This is a genomic window from Pseudovibrio japonicus (genome assembly GCF_014651595.1).
Lineage (GTDB): Bacteria > Pseudomonadota > Alphaproteobacteria > Rhizobiales > Stappiaceae > Pseudovibrio > Pseudovibrio japonicus.
The window spans coordinates 1-16,860 of the sequence record NZ_BMXE01000003.1; the positions used below are offsets into that span (position 1 = coordinate 1).

Genomic DNA, 16,860 nt, shown 5'->3' on the forward strand with positions numbered 1-16,860 from the left:
TCGCCGCCGGGCATGAATAAAACACATACAAAAACTCAACAAAATGACAGAACATAAGACACAAACAAAAGCCCCCGATGCTACAAAGCACGGGGGCTTTTGTCGTTTAAGCATCATCCCCTCAAACAAAAGCGGAAAGACGAACGAAACAGGCACCCGGGCTTTTAAGAAGGCGGTGGCAAGGCTTGGTTTGTCAAGAGAGCTGACGCACGCGCGCGTGTTTGAGCTGCTTTGAGGCCGCTTGCGTTTTTTACGTGCAAGTTGAGCCCGCTTGCGTTGCTATGTTGAGATGCTGGGCCGCGCCGCAGTGCTTCACAGGATTGGCGGAAGGGGATACCTCTTTCCTGCGGAAATCGCAAAAAGAGTTGTGCCCGCCTTCACACAAAGCACCACCCGAAGCTCCAGTCAGACTTATGCCCCATTACGCGGCTCCTGACAGCGCGAGGTCAGAGAAATGGTGCGTCTGGTGGGATCGGGGAGGCCACATTCTGCAAAATTGCAGTAAGCTGTTTGCTTCCGGCGCTTTCCAGGCAGAACGCAGGATCGAAATTTCATTTAGCAGATGACCTACCTTTACAGCAGCCAGGGGTCTGGAAACATTGGTCACCACCACTTTGTTGAGTTTTGCGGCAACGTTAGTAATCTTGAGTTCTCTTGGTTGCTGGTTCTTGTTGTCGGTGCTGCTGTGTCAAATTGATGCCGATAAGCAGGAGGTAGGTGGGTTCTAAGTCGCAGGAACTGAATGCCCGTGTATTTGCCTCCGAGTTTATCGAGTAGATACTTCGATTCAATGCAACTTAACTAGTAGTTTTCGAAAATAAGTTCCTGAAACTTAAATGTTAACAATATTTACTATCAATATTGAATGGATACTTATACGTTACCAAAATTGGCGATTTTAAACAACTACATCAGAACATATTCTATTTAAGATAAAGTAGAAATACACCGACTTTCAGCAGGGTTTGTCTCATAAGATTTGTTTTTCCTATGAATTCAAATAGCTCGGCATTTTAACGTTATGATCCCTAGAAGGATAAGCACGTGCAGGAAACTATGACGATAGAAAATGCAATCGTGCGCGAAAAACGCGCCTGTCCTCTCTGTGGATCATGGGATAAACGAGATCTTCCACGCTACCACAATCCCGAGTGGAACTGCGTTTCTTGTCGTAGTTGCAGCATGGTTTATCTGGATGAGGCTCCCGTTTATGAAGAACTTTCCGTTAATTTGGGTTGGACAAAACAGGTAGTAAAGGAAAAAAAGCGAAGAGAGAAAAAAATGCCGATGCTTCTCTGGCTCGATAAAAAAACGCGCTGGCGACTGCATATCGCAATTGACGATTCGTGGGATTACATTGGTGAGCGCGTTCGCTCAGGTCGTGTACTGGATGTAGGGTGCGGTCATGGTAGATTAGGACCTGAACAATTTACTCCGTATGGTATCGAAATTGAAAAACACGCCGCTGCAATTGCCCATGAGGCAATGGCCAAAAGGGGGGGACGCGTCGTGCACGCCCCTGCGCTAGAGGGCCTTAAAGAATTCAGCGATGAATATTTTGATGGCATCATTATGCGTTCTTTTTTGGAGCATGAAGCTAAGCCGAGAGAGGTCTTAGAGCAGTGCTATAAGAAACTCAAAAAAGGCGGCGTAGTTTATGTCAAGGTCCCGAATTTCGGCACGTTCAATCGTTTAGTTATGGGAGTTAATTGGTGCGGCTTTCGCTTTCCAGATCATCTGAATTATTTTGATGTGGGCCGTATGCGTAAACTGGCTGAGGCTTGTAACTATAAATTCCAGCTAAAAAATATATATTCGCGCATGATAAACGATAATATGCATTGTTTTTTGACCCGTTCTTGAATGAAAATACCATTATGATGGCACTAAATGGGGGATCACCAGGGGGTTAGGTTTTGCCAAAAGTAGGGACTGGTATTTAGCCGTTGAGGTTCGGCTATGTAGCCCAATCAGTCTTGGAGCGATCCTGATAGCCATCGGGACGAACTTGCCAGAAGTAGAGCGATGAATAGGCCAAATAGCTTTTGCTTGAGCCGCACGTGCCTTGTCAACGCAAATGGTGACGGCACCGCAGTACATGTCTCGCTTCCGCAATTCGCTCATTAAATTCTATTGGCTGCTTACATTTTTTGCTGCTACCCGGTCCCGAATTGCCTGCGTCTTTTTCATTTTCTCGATAGCGGCCTCCCCTCCAGCGGTATCTTTGTAAAGACGTAGGCCTTCCTCTTCTTCTTCGCTGCCTTTTTCGAGTGCTGTGTCAGAATAATTCATACGATCAGGGGAATTCTTAAGCTTATAGTAGAGCCAATAGAAACGCGTTACGTCCTTCAGATAGCCCCAATGTTTGCCGATGATCTCTGCAAAATATCTGGAATAAAAAACAAAAGGATTTTCTAGTGGTAAAGTGCTACGTCTGTCTTTGCGGTACTTGAGACGGAAAAAGCCGCCTTCTAATGGATGGACACCTTCCAATTTCACCATGAGATGAAAAAATAGCATTAAAAAGAGCTTGTTACTCGGTCGGCCACGTTTGTGAACCGCAGCTCTTCGTAATACGGTTTCAATGTGTTCTCGTGAGTAATAACTCTTCCACGCTTCTTTATATGCACTTTCCCATTCCTCATCGCTCATTTTGCCGTGATGCGAGACCCGATGGTTGGTGTCATATTTATTTAAGTCTTCATCCATCCATGCATTTTTTCTGTACAGATTCAGATGGTCTTCAGAACCGGGAAGCGGCGTCAGGTAGAAAAATTCCAGCAGATCTAATGGCAGCTCTTTCTTGATAATCTCGATATCTCGTAGGATGCTTTCACGAGTATCGGAAGGAAATCCTATTATATAACCTGCGTATGTTGTTGCTCCGTGATCGCGCCATTCCTGCAACATCTGGCGATATTCAGTAATTTTGTTTTGACGCTTTTTGGCAGCAAGCAGGTTGTCTGGGTTGATATTCTCCAAACCAATAAAAACCCGTGTTACGCCGGCTGCACACGCTTTTTCAATGAACCGGTCGATACGGTGGCATAGGGTATCAACTTGAATAAGGAACTTGATATTAAATCCCTGACGGTGACGAAGATCAATGATGCGATCAAATAACGCTTCCCAATCTTTGTTACGCGCAAAGTTATCATCAGTAATAAAAAATCGATCAATACCCTGGGCGTAATTGCGACGAATAATGCGCTCAACGTCATCCGCTGACCGACTGCGGCTCTTACGGCCCTGTACGTTTATTATTGTACAAAATGAACATTGATAGGGACACCCACGCCCCAGATCGAATGAAGAATGGGAACCGAGCGTCCTGATGATATGCTTTCGCGGTAAAATCGGATCGGGTTGATTATCCAAATTTGGCAGATCATTCATATAGTTATAGAGTGGTTTTAGAGTTCCATGAAAAGAATCTTCTAAAACTTCATCCAGCCGCTGGTTTTCAGCTTCGCCAGCAAAAAACGAAATTCCTTCGTTTTGTGCTTCGACAATCTCTTGCGGAACCTCTGGCAGCATTGAGATGCAACCTGATACATGGAAGCCGCCAATGCACACCTCCATATTTAGTGCTTTGAACTGGCGCGCCAAATCCAACGCCCTAGGGAATTGGTTGGATTGCACCCCTACCAAGGCGATCAAAGCGCCGCCGCCGTCTTGCTGCACCATCTTGGCGAGACGCTTAGGCTCCACCCGTATATTCGTTTCATCATAACTGTGAAGTTTGAGCTCAATGGATTCGCCCAGTACCTTCCTCTTCTGACAATCCTCTGCCAATCCATAGAGGCAAGCAAGTGTATTAGAAGGAATTGCAGAGCGCAGCCACTGAATAGGATACCCCTCATCATCATAGTGAGTAGGTTTAATTATTATTAAATGAAATTTACGATAGTTTTTCTGCCCTACCTCCTCTGGTTTTCTGTCAACATCATAATCAACGCTCATGATTTATTGCCCCTGTACCCCTAAAAGAGAAAGACGCTAAGTTATTTGATAGCGCCACGCAGGATTTTTACTCTACGTAATCTATGGCATTTTTTTGTCTATGGGGACATTCAAATCTTGGGTATTTCAAAATAAAGAAAATGCAATAAAAGAAAGCAATATATATTATCAATAGACAATATTAATTTACTTGAATACTTACTACTCATAACTTGAGGATGATTGCGCTTTTTGCCCCCTCAATGAGGCTGGGCTGAGCGAGTATGGCTTTATCGTCTCCTGAGAGGACGCTTCCGTGAGGCAAGACTGCTCCCGGACCCCCATCGGAAACCTGAATTGATCAGAGCTTCAGGTTCTTCAGGCGGAGTGAGTTCATGACCACGCAGAAGGATGAGAGGCTCATGGCGAGGGCTGCGATCATCGGGGAAAGGAGTGCTCCGGTGAAGGGGTAGAGGATGCCGGCGGCGATGGGGACGCCAGCGGAGTTGTAGACGAAGGCCAGGAAGAGGTTCTGGCGGATGTTGCGTATTGACCCCTTGGCTAGTTTGCGGGCGCGGACGATGCCGGTGAGGTCGCCATTCAGCAAGGTGATGCCTGCACTCTCAACAGCGACGTCTGCGCCGGTTCCCATTGCCAGACCTACTTCTGCAGCGGCGAGGGCCGGGGCGTCGTTGACGCCATCGCCCGCCATGGCAACGGTGGCGCCGGATATGTGAAGCTGATCAATCAGTGTTTTCTTGTCTTCTGGCAGTGCGCCTGCCTTGAACTCGTCAATGCCTACGGATGTGGCTACGGCCTTGGCAGTGATTGCATTGTCTCCCGTGGCCATGATGACCTTGATACCTGCGTCATGCAGTTGGCTGATGGCAGCGATTGCGTTGTCTTTGATGGGATCGGAGATGGCAATCAGGCCGATGACTTTCTCTGTATTGGAGATGTAGATGCTGGTGTTGCCGTTTGCGCTGAGGGATTGGTAGGCCTGCTTCATCTCCTCAGTGAGTGTGTCTTTAAGTCCAAAGATCTCCGGATTGCCAATGGCATACACGGTATCATCAATCTTTGCGCTGACGCCTTTGCCGGTGTGGGCTTTAAAGTCCTCGGAGTGAGACAGCGAGAGATGTCTGGCCTTTGCGGCGTTGACGATGGCTTCTGCCAATGGGTGTTCTGAGCCTTTTTCTATGGAGGCGGCGATGTGGAGCAGTTGCTCTTGTGTATGGTTGACCGAGAATGACAGGATCGACGTGACTGTTGGTTTGCCTTTGGTGATGGTTCCGGTCTTGTCGACGATGAGCGTGTCGACCTTGGACATGAGTTCCAGCGCGGTCGCGTCTTTGATGAGTACTCCGGCCTGTGCACCGCGGCCACTGGCGGTCATGATGGACATGGGGGTGGCGAGGCCCAGAGCGCAAGGGCAGGCGATGATGAGCACCGACACGGCCACGATGATGGCGTAGGAAAGAGACGGTGTCGGGCCGACAAACAGCCAGATGAAGAATGACAGAATGGATATGCCGACAACGGCCGGTACGAAGTAGGCGGAGACCTTATCTGCCAAGCCCTGAATGGGTGCGCGGGACCGCTGTGCGGAGGAAACCATGGCAACAATTCTGGAGAGCATGGTGTCTGCACCAACATTGGTTGCCTCAATGATGAGGGTTCCGTTTTTGTTGAGCGTGCCCCCCGTCACCGTATCTCCTGTTTTTTTCTCAAGCGCGACCGGTTCTCCGGTGATCATGCTTTCATCAACGTAGGACTGCCCGTCAATGACGCGGGAGTCCACGGGGATGGCTTCGCCGGGGCGGACGCGCAGTTTGTCGCCGGTTACGATATTCTCCAGCGGTGCGTCGTATTCTGTGCCGTCGTCGAGGACGCGGCGGGCGGTCTTTGGAGCAAGGTCAAGCAGGGCGCGGATGGCGTCTCCTGTGCGCTCGCGGGCTCTCATTTCCAGCACCTGCCCCATGAAGATCAGCGCGAGGATGACGGCGGCGGCTTCATAGTAGACGGGTGGGTGGCCTGTCGCCGTTCTGATGGCTGGAGGGAACAGGAAGGGTAGGAAGGTTGCCACCACGGAATAGAGATAGGCGGCGCCTACACCCAGCGTGATCAGGGTCCACATGTTGAGTTTTAATGTGATGATCGACTTGATGCCGCGTTTGAACAAGGGGATGCCTGCCCATAGAACAACCGGTGTTGCGAGAATGAACTCAACGTAGATGGCTGCCGTCTCCCCGATCCAGTTGCGGAAGGGCAGACCAAAGAACGGGCCCATGGTGAGCGCGAGCAAGGGGACCGAGAGGATTGCACTGAGCCAGAAGCGGCGGGTGAAATCGACAAGCTCATGGGAGGGTTCATCACTTGTGGTGACCGCCATTGGCTCCAGTGTCATGCCGCAAATGGGGCATTGGCCGGGGCCTTTTTGAACGATTTCCGGGTGCATGGGGCAGGTGTAGTCTACATCCTGAGCCTGTGCGGCCTGCTGCTTTTTGCTGTTGCCTGATGCGTAGAAGTAGGGATCGCCCTGAAAGGTGTGAGCGCATTTTTCAGAGCAGAAGTGGTAGGACTTTCCGGTAAATTCGGCAGAGAGTGTCTGGCTTGTGACCTCCACCTGCATTCCGCAGACCGGGTCCTGCTCCTTGACAGGAGTGTCATTGGATATTTCTGCGTTCGATGCCTTTTCCATCGCTCATAAGGCTCCATGATCCAGCGGGCTCGCGTATGACGAGCATGGATCATAAGCCATTGTTTTGCCCCAAAACATTAATGCCCAGTAGTACCTTGCGGTATCACTAGGCTGAGCTTATTGGAAACTAGGGTATTTGGATTAAGTTGCCGATAGCGCCGTTATCAAGCGGCGACCGGGAATCTCTTTGTGAGCGCCTCTGGGTAGGCCAGTTCGTGGCGGGCGCGCCATTCCGGGACTACGTAGTTTACGATCAGGCTCTTGCGGGCGCCATTGATATCGCGCCTCTCAAAGCCGTGCCAGGAATCGTCTGAGGGGACGAAGAACATAGCTCTGTTTGGGACCCATGGGGTGTTGGAGTGGAACGTCTCTTTATCAGAATAAAGAGAGGTGCCCCATTCTTCACCGTGGGACTCTGAAAGATAGAGCAGGAGCGTGAACTTCTTGGCGCCGATATCTGTATGCGGTTCCAGCCAAAAGCCTTCCTGATCGCATGTGTATTCAATGCGCAGATAGGTGTTGGAGAGATCGATCCCACATTTGTCGTAGAGCAGATTCATCATGTGTGGGGACTGGAAGGCGGCAGCGAACTCCTGCTCCTCGCGGTGCTTCATGTAGCTGTCACCGTGTAAGTATTGACGCAGCTTGTTGTTTGTTGACCGCTGGCCTTCGCTGTAGTCCATATCACTCATGCTGGTGGGCAGGTGCTGGAAATCTGTCAGGGTTTGCTGTGGCAGCAGGTTGTCTGCGGTCCAATGCTTGAACGGCGCCTTTTGCTGCTTTGCCTGGCGAATGGCCTGGAAAATGGAAGCGTTGATGAGGCGTGCGGAGTTGGGGCGGTTCATAAAGTCCTCCGTCCTGCTTAGCGCGTGCCTTTTCGGCAGGCTGCTCAAAAACAGGTGGTTCACTGGCTTGATGCCAGGCGGGAGATACTTAATGCCAGCTTGGGGGCCTAACAATGTCAGTCTGAAATTGTCGAAAACACAGGATTAACGTGTTTTGCGCGATTTGATATGCATTTGACTGCAGTTGGTCTGATCGGCTTTCAGGGGCCGCTTTCTACTTCTATCGGCTTGAGGTAAGGCTCTATAATCATTGCGAATTTGCGGATGATTTTTTCAACGTAGGCGGGGTCGCCGTGGAACTCCTGCTGTAAGATCATGCCGCGTACAAAAGAGCGCCAAATGAGTAGAATGAGGACCATGTCCTGTGAGGCTTCCTCATCCAGACCGGGGGGCAGGAAAAACTGGTTGAGCTGGTCATTCCAGTCTTCCAGCTTGGGTGAGATGCGCTCAGACAGCGCTGTGTCGGTGCGTGTGGCCATGATGATTTCGGAGAAAGCGCGGCCTTCCGGCGTGTCGACAACCGTCTTCCAGTAGGACACCATTGCGTCACCAAGGTCGCCATCGCGGGACTGCGTGACTTGCGGAAAGGGGAAGGAACTTGCACTTTCCTGCTGAAAATGGCGCAGAATTCTTGAGAGAAGGAAATCGACAGTGCCGATCACCAGATCCTCCTTGGTGGGGAAGTGGTGCATGAGCGCGCCGCGGCTGACGTCTACGCCTTCCAGCACGCGGTTGATGGAGGTTTCCGCGTAGCCAAGCCGATCAAGGCAATCGATGGTCGACTTGATGAGGGCTTTGCGTGTGTTTTCTCCGCGCTGCTTCTTCTTGTCTAACTTGCTTATCATGATCAAACTTAGCCTTAAGACGGAGTTTCTCTGAATTAGTTGACGTATTGGGAACTGTTATATACCGTACGACTGGTATGTAAAAGAGGTTTCCGTTTAGATGAGCATGAAAAGCGCGGAAAATCAAAGCTCTACTGACCAGAAGTCGGCTATTCGCATTGGGGGTGCCTGCGGCTTTTGGGGCGATTCCAGCGCGTCAACCGGACAGTTGTTGCGAGCTGGAGACCTGGATTACATCGTTTACGACTACCTTGCCGAGATTACGCTTTCCATTATGGCAAGGGCGCGTCAGAAGTCTCCTGATCTTGGATATGCAACAGATTTTGTCGAGCAGGTGCTTGGGCTCAACCTGAAGGGGATTGCTGCCTCCGGGACAAAGATCCTGAGCAATGCGGGTGGGGTTAATCCTGAAAGCTGCGTGGCGAAGATCCGTGAGATGATTGCGGCGCAGAAGCTGGATCTGAAGGTCGCGGTTGTGACCGGGGATGACCTGCTGGAGAATGCCGCTTCCTATCATGACGCTGGTGTTGCCGAAATGTTTTCGGGAGAGGCTTTCCCGAAGGCGGAGAAGGTTGCGTCCATCAATGCTTACCTGGGTGCTCAGCCGGTTGTGGCGGCTTTGGCGGCAGGTGCGGATATTGTGATTACGGGCCGGTGTGCAGACAGTGCGTTGACGCTGGCTGCGTGTGTGCATGCGTTTGGTTGGGGCTGGGCTGACTATGACCGCCTTGCGGCAGGCAGCCTTGTGGGACATCTGTTGGAGTGCGGAACGCAGGTTACTGGTGGCAACTTTACCGACTGGCGGGATGTGCCGGAGGTGAAGAAGATCGGTTATCCGATTGCTACGGTTTATGAAGATGGCAGTTGTGATCTAAGTAAGCCGGACGGCAGTGGTGGGCTGGTGAGTGTTGGCACAGTTGCCGAGCAGCTGGTTTACGAGATCGGCGATCCGCAGGCATATCTTCTCCCCGATGTGACCTGCGATTTTTCTGCTGTGACCGTTGAGGCTAAAGATGCGCAGCGCGTGCATGTTAGCGGGGCGAGGGGCGCGCCTGCGCCGGATCATCTGAAGGTATCAGCCACTTGGGCAGATGGGTTCCGTGTTGGGTTGATGGTGCCGTATCTGGGCTTTGAGGCTGGAGAGAAGGCGCAGGCCCTTGCCGAGCTTGCGGTGGGGCGTGCGGAAAGCGTTCTGAAGAGACTTGGTGCGCCGGGCTATCAGGAGGTCTCTATTGAGGTTGTGGGGGCAGGGTCGCAGAGTGGGGAGGCTCCTGTCGGTGATGGCGGCTATGAAGAGGTCGTATTGAAGATTGCCGCGCGGCATGTGGATCAGCGGGCTGCTGGCTTGTTGCTGCGTGAGTTGGTTGGGCTGGGCTTGTCTGTCGCTCCGGGGATGGCGACTTTCAACGGCGGGCGGCCGAAGCCTTCTCCTGTGGTGCGGTTGTTCTCCTTTCTCGTTTTGCAGTCAGCGGTGGTGCCCAAGGTTTATCTGGAAGGTGAGTCGGTTTCCTTTGATCAGGTGGTTGCCACGGGTGCGCAGGGGGCTGTGGAGGCCAATGAGCTTCCGGCGGTGCCTGCTTGTGATGAAGCCATGAGTGAGGTTCCGCTGATCAAGCTGGCGTATGCCCGGAGTGGGGACAAGGGTGACAAGGCGAACATTGGTGTGATTGCGCGTCAGGCGGAGTGGCTGCCGTGGATTGCGGCGGCATTGACGGAAGAGGCCGTTGCGAAGACCTTTACGCATTTCGATCCTGGTAATGTTTCCCGGTTTTATCTGCCGGGCTGTCATGCGCTCAACTTTTTGATTGATGATGTGCTTGGCGGCGGCGGTGTTGCCAGCTTGAGGTTGGATCCTCAGGCCAAGGCTTACAGTCAGATCCTGCTCAGGCGCGCTATTCCGGTTCCACACTCCATTGCGCAGGAGGTGTTGTGATGAGTGATGCGTCAATCTCCCCGGCTGTTCTTGTTGCCCGTCAGGATGGCTGGATGACGATTACGTTGAACCAGCCAGAGAAACGGAACCCGCTGACTGGTGAAGTGATTGCGGAAATCTCTGCGGTTCTGAATGAGGTGCGGGATGATCGTAGTGTGCGTGGCATTACGTTCACCGGAGCTGGTGGGGTGTTTTGTGCTGGTGGCGATCTGAAGGCCTTTCAGCAGATTATGGCTGGGGGGGCTGAGGCCGAATCCATTGCGCAGAAAACCAGTCTGGAAGCGGCCACGTTTTTTGGATTGATCGCCCATCAGCCGCAGGTAACGGTGGCTTTGGTGGATGGTGCGGCGATGGCTGGTGGTCTTGGGTTGGCGTGTGCCTGCGATTTTGTGGTGGCCACGCAGGAGGCGAAATTTGCGTTTACCGAAACGCGGATTGGATTGCCGCCAGCGCAGATTGCACAATACGTAACCAAGCGTCTAGGTTATCAAAAGGCCAAGAAAATGCTTGTCTTGGGAAGCAGGCTGACTGGTGGCGAGGCCTATCTTATTGGTCTGGTGGATAAGGCCGTTGCTGGTCATGCTGACCTTGAGGTGGCAGAAGGTGAAATAAAACAGCAGGTTATGGCTTGTGCGCCCGGTGCTGTTGCTGCTACCAAACGGGTTGTTGAAGAAGCACTTATTCTTGAGCAAAATGAGCTGCGCCAGAGTGCGGCGGCCCATTTTGCAAAGGCAATCGTTGGGGAAGAGGGACAAGAAGGTGTGAAGTCGTTCTTGCAAAAACGCAAACCATCTTGGGCCCCTTAAATTTCGGGGTATTCTTTTCCCCCAGAACAGATGTTCGAATGCGGTGAAGGAAGAAGAAATACGAGGTATGCTCATTTTGATATGAGCTGACTATAATGCCGAAGCTTATCGCGCAAAAACGATAGTGTTGGAAACCAGTGGGGAGACTGAACCAACACATAGAGGAGGAAATATGGGCACACAGTACGCACTGCCAATCGAGATGCTACAAAAATGGGCCAAAGAGAAGCCGAATGCGGTTTACCTGAGCCAGCCTGTAAACCGGGAGTACGTCAAGTTCACATGGGCGGAAAGTTATGACGCTGTCCGCCGCATAGCGACCGCGCTCCAGTCTATGGGGTTCCAACCGGGTGACAGAATCGGCATTCTTGCCAAGAACTGCGCTGAATGGTTTCTTGCTGACTTTGCCATTCAGGCTGCTGGCTTTGTCTCCGCTCCTATCTACTACACGGCCTCTGCAGACACGATCAGCTACATCGTTGATCATGCGGATGTAAAAGCGGTGTTCATGGGCAAGCTGGATGACCTTGCGCCAAGTGAAGCCGGTATCCGTGATGGCGTGATCAAGATTGCGTTCCCTTACAAGACCATCGATTGCGACTACAGCTGGAAAGAGCTGCTCAAGGCGCATGAACCGATCGCAGAAGACAAGATTGCCAAGCCGGAACTGGAAGACCTGTTTTCCGTTGTCTACACCTCCGGTTCTACGGGCAACCCAAAGGGCGTTGAAGTCAGCTATCGCAACATTGCATTTGGTGCGTGGTCTCCAAGCCAAACTATGGAGCTGCATGGCGACGAGCGCATGATCTCCTACCTGCCGCTGGCACACATTACGGAACGCGCGCTTGTTGAGCACGTGAGTGTTTATTCGGGTGTGGTGGTGAGCTTTGTGGAGTCTCTGGATACATTCCCGGATGACTTGCGCGCTGCTGATGTGACCATGTTCATTTCCGTGCCGCGTCTCTGGATGAAGTTCCAGGCGGGCATTCTTGCCAAGCTTCCTCAGGAGAAGCTGGACCGGTTTTTGAAAATCCCGGGTCTGAGCTGGTATGTGAAACGCAAGATCCGCAAGCAGCTTGGTCTGAGCAATGCGAAGATTATCGGCAGTGGTTCTGCGCCGATCTCTCAGGCTGTGCTGGAATGGTACCAGAAGCTGGGCATCAACATTACCGAAGGCTGGGGCATGACCGAGACGGCTGGTCTTGCGTGTTCTCACCATCCGTTCCGTGCGGACAAGATTGGTACAATCGGAACGCCGCTTGAAGGGCTGGAAATCAAGATCACCGATGAGGGTGAACTTCTCATTCGCGGAGACTCAGTCACCAAGGGTTACTACAAGGACCCTGATCTGACGAAGGAAACCATTGAAGAAGGTGGCTGGTTCCACACAGGTGACAAGGTGGAAGCAGATGCCGACGGCTATCTGCGTATTACGGGCCGTGTGAAGGAAATCTTCAAGTCCTCCAAAGGCAAGTACATTGCACCTGTGCCGATTGAGGCAATGCTGTTCGATAACACCTATGTGGAGCAGGCTTGTGTAATGGGATCTGATCTGGCGCAGCCTGCGGCGGTGGTGTTCCTGTCCACCGAAACGACCAGAGGTCTTTCCAGAGAAGATGTGCGTAAGAGCCTTGAAGTGACTTACAACAACATCAACAGCTCCGTGGAAAGCCATTTGAAGCTGAGCTCGATTGTGGTCGCGGACGACATGTGGACCATCGAGAATGGCTATCTCACTCCGACCATGAAGATTAAGCGAGGCCGCCTTGAGGATCGCTATGCGGATGTGGTGAAGGCAATGCCTGGCCGTCCCGTGGTCTGGGAAGATGAGTGTGTGGCCAAGTCCACAGCGCCAGCCTGAAGGAATGAAGATGGTTCGGGGTGATTAGCTCACCCCGACCGGGACATTCGGGGCGGAGGCCTCGTTTTGAATAAGCCCGCGTAAGTGGCAGGGAGTGATTTGGAATGAGCAGTGAACCGTCCCGTTACGCAAGTGTATTGCGTGATGGATTGTTTGATGGGCAAACCGTTATTGTGACCGGGGGAGGCAGCGGGATTGGTCGCTGTATCGCTCATGAACTGGCAACACTTGGTGCCCACACCGTTCTCCTCGGCCGCAAGCAGGCAAAGCTTGACGCTGTGGCCGATGAAATTCGTGCGGATGGCGGTGAGGTCTCCACCTATTCACTGGACATTCGCAAGGAAGAGGCTGTTGCCGAGACTGTTGCCCAGATCGTTGCTGATCGCGGTGTGATCCATGGCTTGGTGAACAATGCAGGTGGGCAGTATCCAAGCCCTGCGGCGCATATCAAGAAAAAAGGCTTTGACGCGGTTGTTGAGACCAACGTGACAGGTGGCTTCCTGATGGCACGTGAGGTTTACAACCAGAGTATGCGTAAAGCCAAAGGCGGTGCCATCGTCAATATCGTTGCGGATATGTGGCGCGGTATGCCGGGTATGGCGCATTCTGGCGTGGCTCGGGCAGGTATGCAGAACCTGACCATGACGCTGGCCGTGGAATGGGCCGAAGCGGGTGTGCGGGTGAATGCGGTGGCTCCGGGTTGGATCGCGTCATCCGGCTTTGACACTTACGACGAAAACTTCATCAAGAGCATGTTTGCGCGGATGGCAGACAACAACCTTGCGCGCCGTATGGGGACCGAGGCTGAGGTGGCGTCGCTGGTGAACTTCCTGCTTTCTCCGGGTGCTGCGTTTATGACCGGCCAGTGTATTGGCGTTGATGGTGGTGCACCGCTCTGGACCAATCTGATGCCGGTTGGCGACAATGCCAACATGAAGGAATACCAAGGGTTCCATCGCTATGAGAAGCCGAGGGCGCTTCAAGCCTGGGAGAAAGAAAAATGCCCAAGCTAACGTCTACGGTTGATCGCGGTAGCGCTGCGTTTGCTCAGAACAAGGCTTTCATGGAAGCTCTGATTGAGGAGTTTCGAGGGTATGAGGCGAAGGTTCGCGAGAACTCGGAGAGCAAGCGCGGGAAGTTCGAAAAGCGCGGGCAATTGCTGCCGCGTGATCGGGTGAGCCTGCTGCTGGACCGCGGCGCGCCGTTTATGGAGATCTCCACGCTTGCCGGCCTGAAGATGCATGACGACGATGGTAAGAAGAACGCTGCAGGTGGCGGTTCTATTGCGGGCATCGGTTATGTGGCTGGAAAGCGTTGTCTGGTGGTAGCGACGGATTCTGCCATCAAGGGCGGCTCCATCTCTCCGATGGGATTGAAGAAGACGCTGCGCCTTCAGGAGATAGCCAAAAAGCAGAAGCTGCCGATGGTGGCGTTGACCGAGAGCGCTGGCGCAAACCTCATGTATCAGTCCGACCTGTTTGTTGAAGGCGGGAGGGCGTTTGCCAATCAGGCTCGGATGTCTGCCGCAGGCATTCCGCAGGTGACGGTGGTGCATGGCTCCTCGACCGCTGGCGGCGCGTACATGCCGGGTCTCTCTGACTACACGGTCGTGGTCCGCGGTAAGTCGAAGATCTTTCTGGCAGGACCTCCGCTGCTGAAGGCAGCAACGGGTGAGATCGCGACGGACGAAGAGCTGGGTGGTGCTGAGCTGCATTACAATACGGCTGGCACTGCGGAATATATGGCCGAGGATGATGCCCACGGGGTTGAGACCGCCCGTGAGATTGTTGACCATCTGCCATGGGAAGCGCCGCTAGAGGCGGATGGTGGTCAGGAACCGTTTTACGACGCTGAGGAGCTGCTGGGCATTGTGCCTGAGGATGCCAAGAAGCCGTATGATGTGCGCGAGATTATCGCGCGTTTGACTGATGGCTCTGACTTCCTTGATTTCAAGCGGGAGTTTGGTGGGTCTACGGTCTGTGGTCATGCCCGCATTGACGGGCAGGCGGTTGGCATTTTGGGCAATAATGGCCCGATTGATCCGCAAGGGGCTGTGAAGGCTGCGCAGTTTATTCAGCTGTGCTGCCAGAGTAATACGCCGCTGCTGTTTTTGATGAATACCACCGGCTATCTGGTGGGGCGTGATGCGGAGACAGGCGGGATCGTCAAGCACGGCTCTAAGATGATTCAGGCGGTTGCCAATGCGACTGTTCCAAAGGTGACGATTGTGGTTGGCGGCGCGTGGGGCGCTGGTAACTACGGCATGTGTGGTCGTGGGTTTGATCCTGATTTCATCTTCTCTTGGCCCTCCGCCAAGGTTGGGGTGATGGGGCCGGAGCAGGCGGCGACGGTGATGAAGATTATCACCGAAGAGAAATTTGCGAAGATGGGACAGCAGATCCCTGATGGCATGACCGATCAGATGGCGCAGAAGATCATCGACCAGATGTCGCCAGAGACCACTGCGCTTTTTGCAACGGCGCGGCTTTGGGATGACGGGATCATTGATCCGCGAGATACACGCCGTGTTGTTTCGCTTGCGCTTTCCGTTTGTGCGGATGCCAGGAAACGCCAGCTTAATCCAACAGCATTCGGGGTCGCACGCGGCTAGGCAAAGCAGCGCACCGGGATACCTCGAGCACAGTTCAACATGAGGGTTGCACGATGGAATATACTGAAGAACATCGGAAGATGAAGAGCGCGGTGGTCAAGTTCGTCGAGGCCGAAATCAACCCGCATGTTGCTGAATGGGAGGAGGCAGGTATCTTCCCCGCGCATGAACTCTTCAAGAAGATGGGCGATCTGGGTTTTCTTGGTGTCAACAAGCCTGAAGAGTATGGCGGGATGGGCCTTGATTACTCCTATCAGGCCATGACCATTGAAGCGCTTGGCGCGTGCACCTGTGGCGGTGTCCCGATGGCGATTGGCGTGCAGACCGATATGGCAACACCGGCGCTTGCCCGCTTTGGGTCTGATGAGCTGCGCCGTGATTATCTGACACCTGCGATTGCCGGTGACATGGTGGCGTGTGTTGGGGTATCTGAGGCCTCGGCTGGGTCTGATGTGGCGAACATCAAGACAACAGCCCGTAAGGACGGGGATGACTATGTGATCTCAGGTTCCAAGATGTGGATCACCAACTCCACGCAGGCAGACTATATGTGCATGCTGGCGAACACCAGTGATGGGCACAAGCACCAGAATAAGTCGCTGATTATCGTGCCGATGGATAGTCCGGGGGTCACCAAGTCTGAGCGTTTGAACAAGCTGGGGCAGAGGTCCTCTGATACAGCGCAGATCTTCTTTGATGACGTTCGTGTTCCGCAGCGCAATCTGATTGGGGCTGAAGGTGCTGGCTTCATGTACCAGATGATGCAGTTTCAGGAGGAACGGCTCTGGTGCGCGCTGTCGATGATTGATGGCATGGACCGGATCATTAAGCTGACGGAAGATTATTGCCGTGATCGTGCTGCGTTTAACCAGAGCATTCTGGACTTCCAGGTGGTTCACTTCCGTCTTGCAGAGCTTCGGACCGAAGTAGAGCTGCTGCGTGCGCTTAGTGAAAAGTGCGTGGAAGCCATGGTGCGTGGGGAGAACGTGACGCGGCTTGCTTCCATGGCCAAGCTGAAGGCTGGTCGTTTGTCCCGTGAGCTTTCGGACGCTTGTCTGCAGTACTGGGGTGGTATGGGGTACATGTGGGACAGCCCTGTGAGCCAGTTCATGCGGGACACCCGTCTGACCTCTATTGGCGGTGGTGCGGATGAAGTGATGCTGTCCATCATCTGCAAGCTGGATGGCACTTTGCCAAATCCAAAGAAAAACCGTGCGATGCAAAAGGAAGCAGCTGAGTAAGCTGCTTTCTCAGCCTCTAGTTAGAAGCGCATCTTTTCCGACGAGTGTTTCCTGCTGTTCGGAGATGCGCCTTGG

General features: G+C 52.9%; 11 protein-coding genes. 7 read left to right on the forward strand and 4 right to left on the reverse strand.

All coding sequences use genetic code 11. From position 1 onward, the window contains the following. The first annotated feature begins 1,056 nt into the window (after positions 1–1,056). Positions 1,057–1,863: a class I SAM-dependent methyltransferase gene (locus IE076_RS08590; protein WP_189436387.1), complete on the forward strand. Its 807-nt coding sequence runs from the start codon at positions 1,057–1,059 to the stop codon at positions 1,861–1,863. Positions 1,864–2,130: 267 nt separating this feature from the next. Here IE076_RS08590 and IE076_RS08595 read toward each other — a convergent pair whose 3' ends face one another. The 4 genes from IE076_RS08595 to IE076_RS08610 form a co-directional block, all read right to left on the reverse strand. Further along, positions 2,131–3,963: a B12-binding domain-containing radical SAM protein gene (locus IE076_RS08595; RefSeq protein WP_189436388.1), complete on the reverse strand. Its 1,833-nt coding sequence runs from the start codon at positions 3,961–3,963 to the stop codon at positions 2,131–2,133. A 340-nt stretch (positions 3,964–4,303) separates the two neighbouring features. Further along, positions 4,304–6,643 carry a heavy metal translocating P-type ATPase gene (locus tag IE076_RS08600; protein WP_189436389.1) on the reverse strand — a complete coding sequence of 780 codons (2,340 nt, stop codon included), beginning with the start codon at positions 6,641–6,643 and terminating at the stop codon, positions 4,304–4,306. Positions 6,644–6,807: 164 nt separating this feature from the next. Then, positions 6,808–7,488, reverse strand: coding sequence for a 2OG-Fe(II) oxygenase (locus IE076_RS08605; protein WP_189436390.1), 681 nt, complete (start codon positions 7,486–7,488; stop codon positions 6,808–6,810). A gap of 200 nt (positions 7,489–7,688) precedes the next feature. Further along, the gene (locus IE076_RS08610) at positions 7,689–8,333 is read right to left on the reverse strand and encodes a TetR/AcrR family transcriptional regulator (protein WP_189436391.1); all 645 of its coding nucleotides are present in this window, start codon (positions 8,331–8,333) and stop codon (positions 7,689–7,691) included. A gap of 100 nt (positions 8,334–8,433) precedes the next feature. Between IE076_RS08610 and IE076_RS08615 the strand changes: the two genes are divergently transcribed. The 6 genes from IE076_RS08615 to IE076_RS08640 all read left to right on the forward strand — a co-directional run bounded on the left by IE076_RS08615 (position 8,434) and on the right by IE076_RS08640 (position 16,785). Beyond that, positions 8,434–10,266, forward strand: coding sequence for an acyclic terpene utilization AtuA family protein (locus IE076_RS08615; RefSeq protein WP_189436392.1), 1,833 nt, complete (start codon positions 8,434–8,436; stop codon positions 10,264–10,266). Then, positions 10,266–11,072, forward strand: coding sequence for an enoyl-CoA hydratase/isomerase family protein (locus IE076_RS08620; protein WP_189436393.1), 807 nt, complete (start codon positions 10,266–10,268; stop codon positions 11,070–11,072). The genes IE076_RS08615 and IE076_RS08620 overlap by 1 nt, the downstream gene beginning before the upstream one ends. A gap of 172 nt (positions 11,073–11,244) precedes the next feature. Continuing rightward, a complete protein-coding gene (locus tag IE076_RS08625; protein WP_189436394.1) occupies positions 11,245–12,933 on the forward strand; it encodes an AMP-binding protein in 1,689 nt (562 codons plus the stop codon). A gap of 104 nt (positions 12,934–13,037) precedes the next feature. Then, positions 13,038–13,946, forward strand: a complete 909-nt coding sequence (locus tag IE076_RS08630; RefSeq protein WP_189436395.1) for an SDR family oxidoreductase — start codon at positions 13,038–13,040, stop codon at positions 13,944–13,946. Further along, positions 13,934–15,544, forward strand: coding sequence for an acyl-CoA carboxylase subunit beta (locus IE076_RS08635; protein WP_189436396.1), 1,611 nt, complete (start codon positions 13,934–13,936; stop codon positions 15,542–15,544). Before IE076_RS08630 ends, IE076_RS08635 begins: the two co-directional genes overlap by 13 nt. Before the next feature lie 53 nt (positions 15,545–15,597). Next, positions 15,598–16,785: an acyl-CoA dehydrogenase family protein gene (locus IE076_RS08640; protein WP_189436397.1), complete on the forward strand. Its 1,188-nt coding sequence runs from the start codon at positions 15,598–15,600 to the stop codon at positions 16,783–16,785. Positions 16,786–16,860 lie beyond the last annotated feature (75 nt).

Coding starts and splice junctions, on each gene's coding strand:
- IE076_RS08615 (WP_189436392.1), top strand. CDS start 8,434: ATGAGCATGAAAAGCGCGGAAAATCAAAGCTCTACTGACCAGAAGTCG.
- IE076_RS08640 (WP_189436397.1), top strand. CDS start 15,598: ATGGAATATACTGAAGAACATCGGAAGATGAAGAGCGCGGTGGTCAAG.
- IE076_RS08620 (WP_189436393.1), top strand. CDS start 10,266: ATGAGTGATGCGTCAATCTCCCCGGCTGTTCTTGTTGCCCGTCAGGAT.
- IE076_RS08590 (WP_189436387.1), top strand. CDS start 1,057: ATGACGATAGAAAATGCAATCGTGCGCGAAAAACGCGCCTGTCCTCTC.
- IE076_RS08630 (WP_189436395.1), top strand. CDS start 13,038: ATGAGCAGTGAACCGTCCCGTTACGCAAGTGTATTGCGTGATGGATTG.
- IE076_RS08635 (WP_189436396.1), top strand. CDS start 13,934: ATGCCCAAGCTAACGTCTACGGTTGATCGCGGTAGCGCTGCGTTTGCT.
- IE076_RS08600 (WP_189436389.1), bottom strand. CDS start 6,643: ATGGAAAAGGCATCGAACGCAGAAATATCCAATGACACTCCTGTCAAG.
- IE076_RS08610 (WP_189436391.1), bottom strand. CDS start 8,333: ATGATAAGCAAGTTAGACAAGAAGAAGCAGCGCGGAGAAAACACACGC.
- IE076_RS08605 (WP_189436390.1), bottom strand. CDS start 7,488: ATGAACCGCCCCAACTCCGCACGCCTCATCAACGCTTCCATTTTCCAG.
- IE076_RS08595 (WP_189436388.1), bottom strand. CDS start 3,963: ATGAGCGTTGATTATGATGTTGACAGAAAACCAGAGGAGGTAGGGCAG.
- IE076_RS08625 (WP_189436394.1), top strand. CDS start 11,245: ATGGGCACACAGTACGCACTGCCAATCGAGATGCTACAAAAATGGGCC.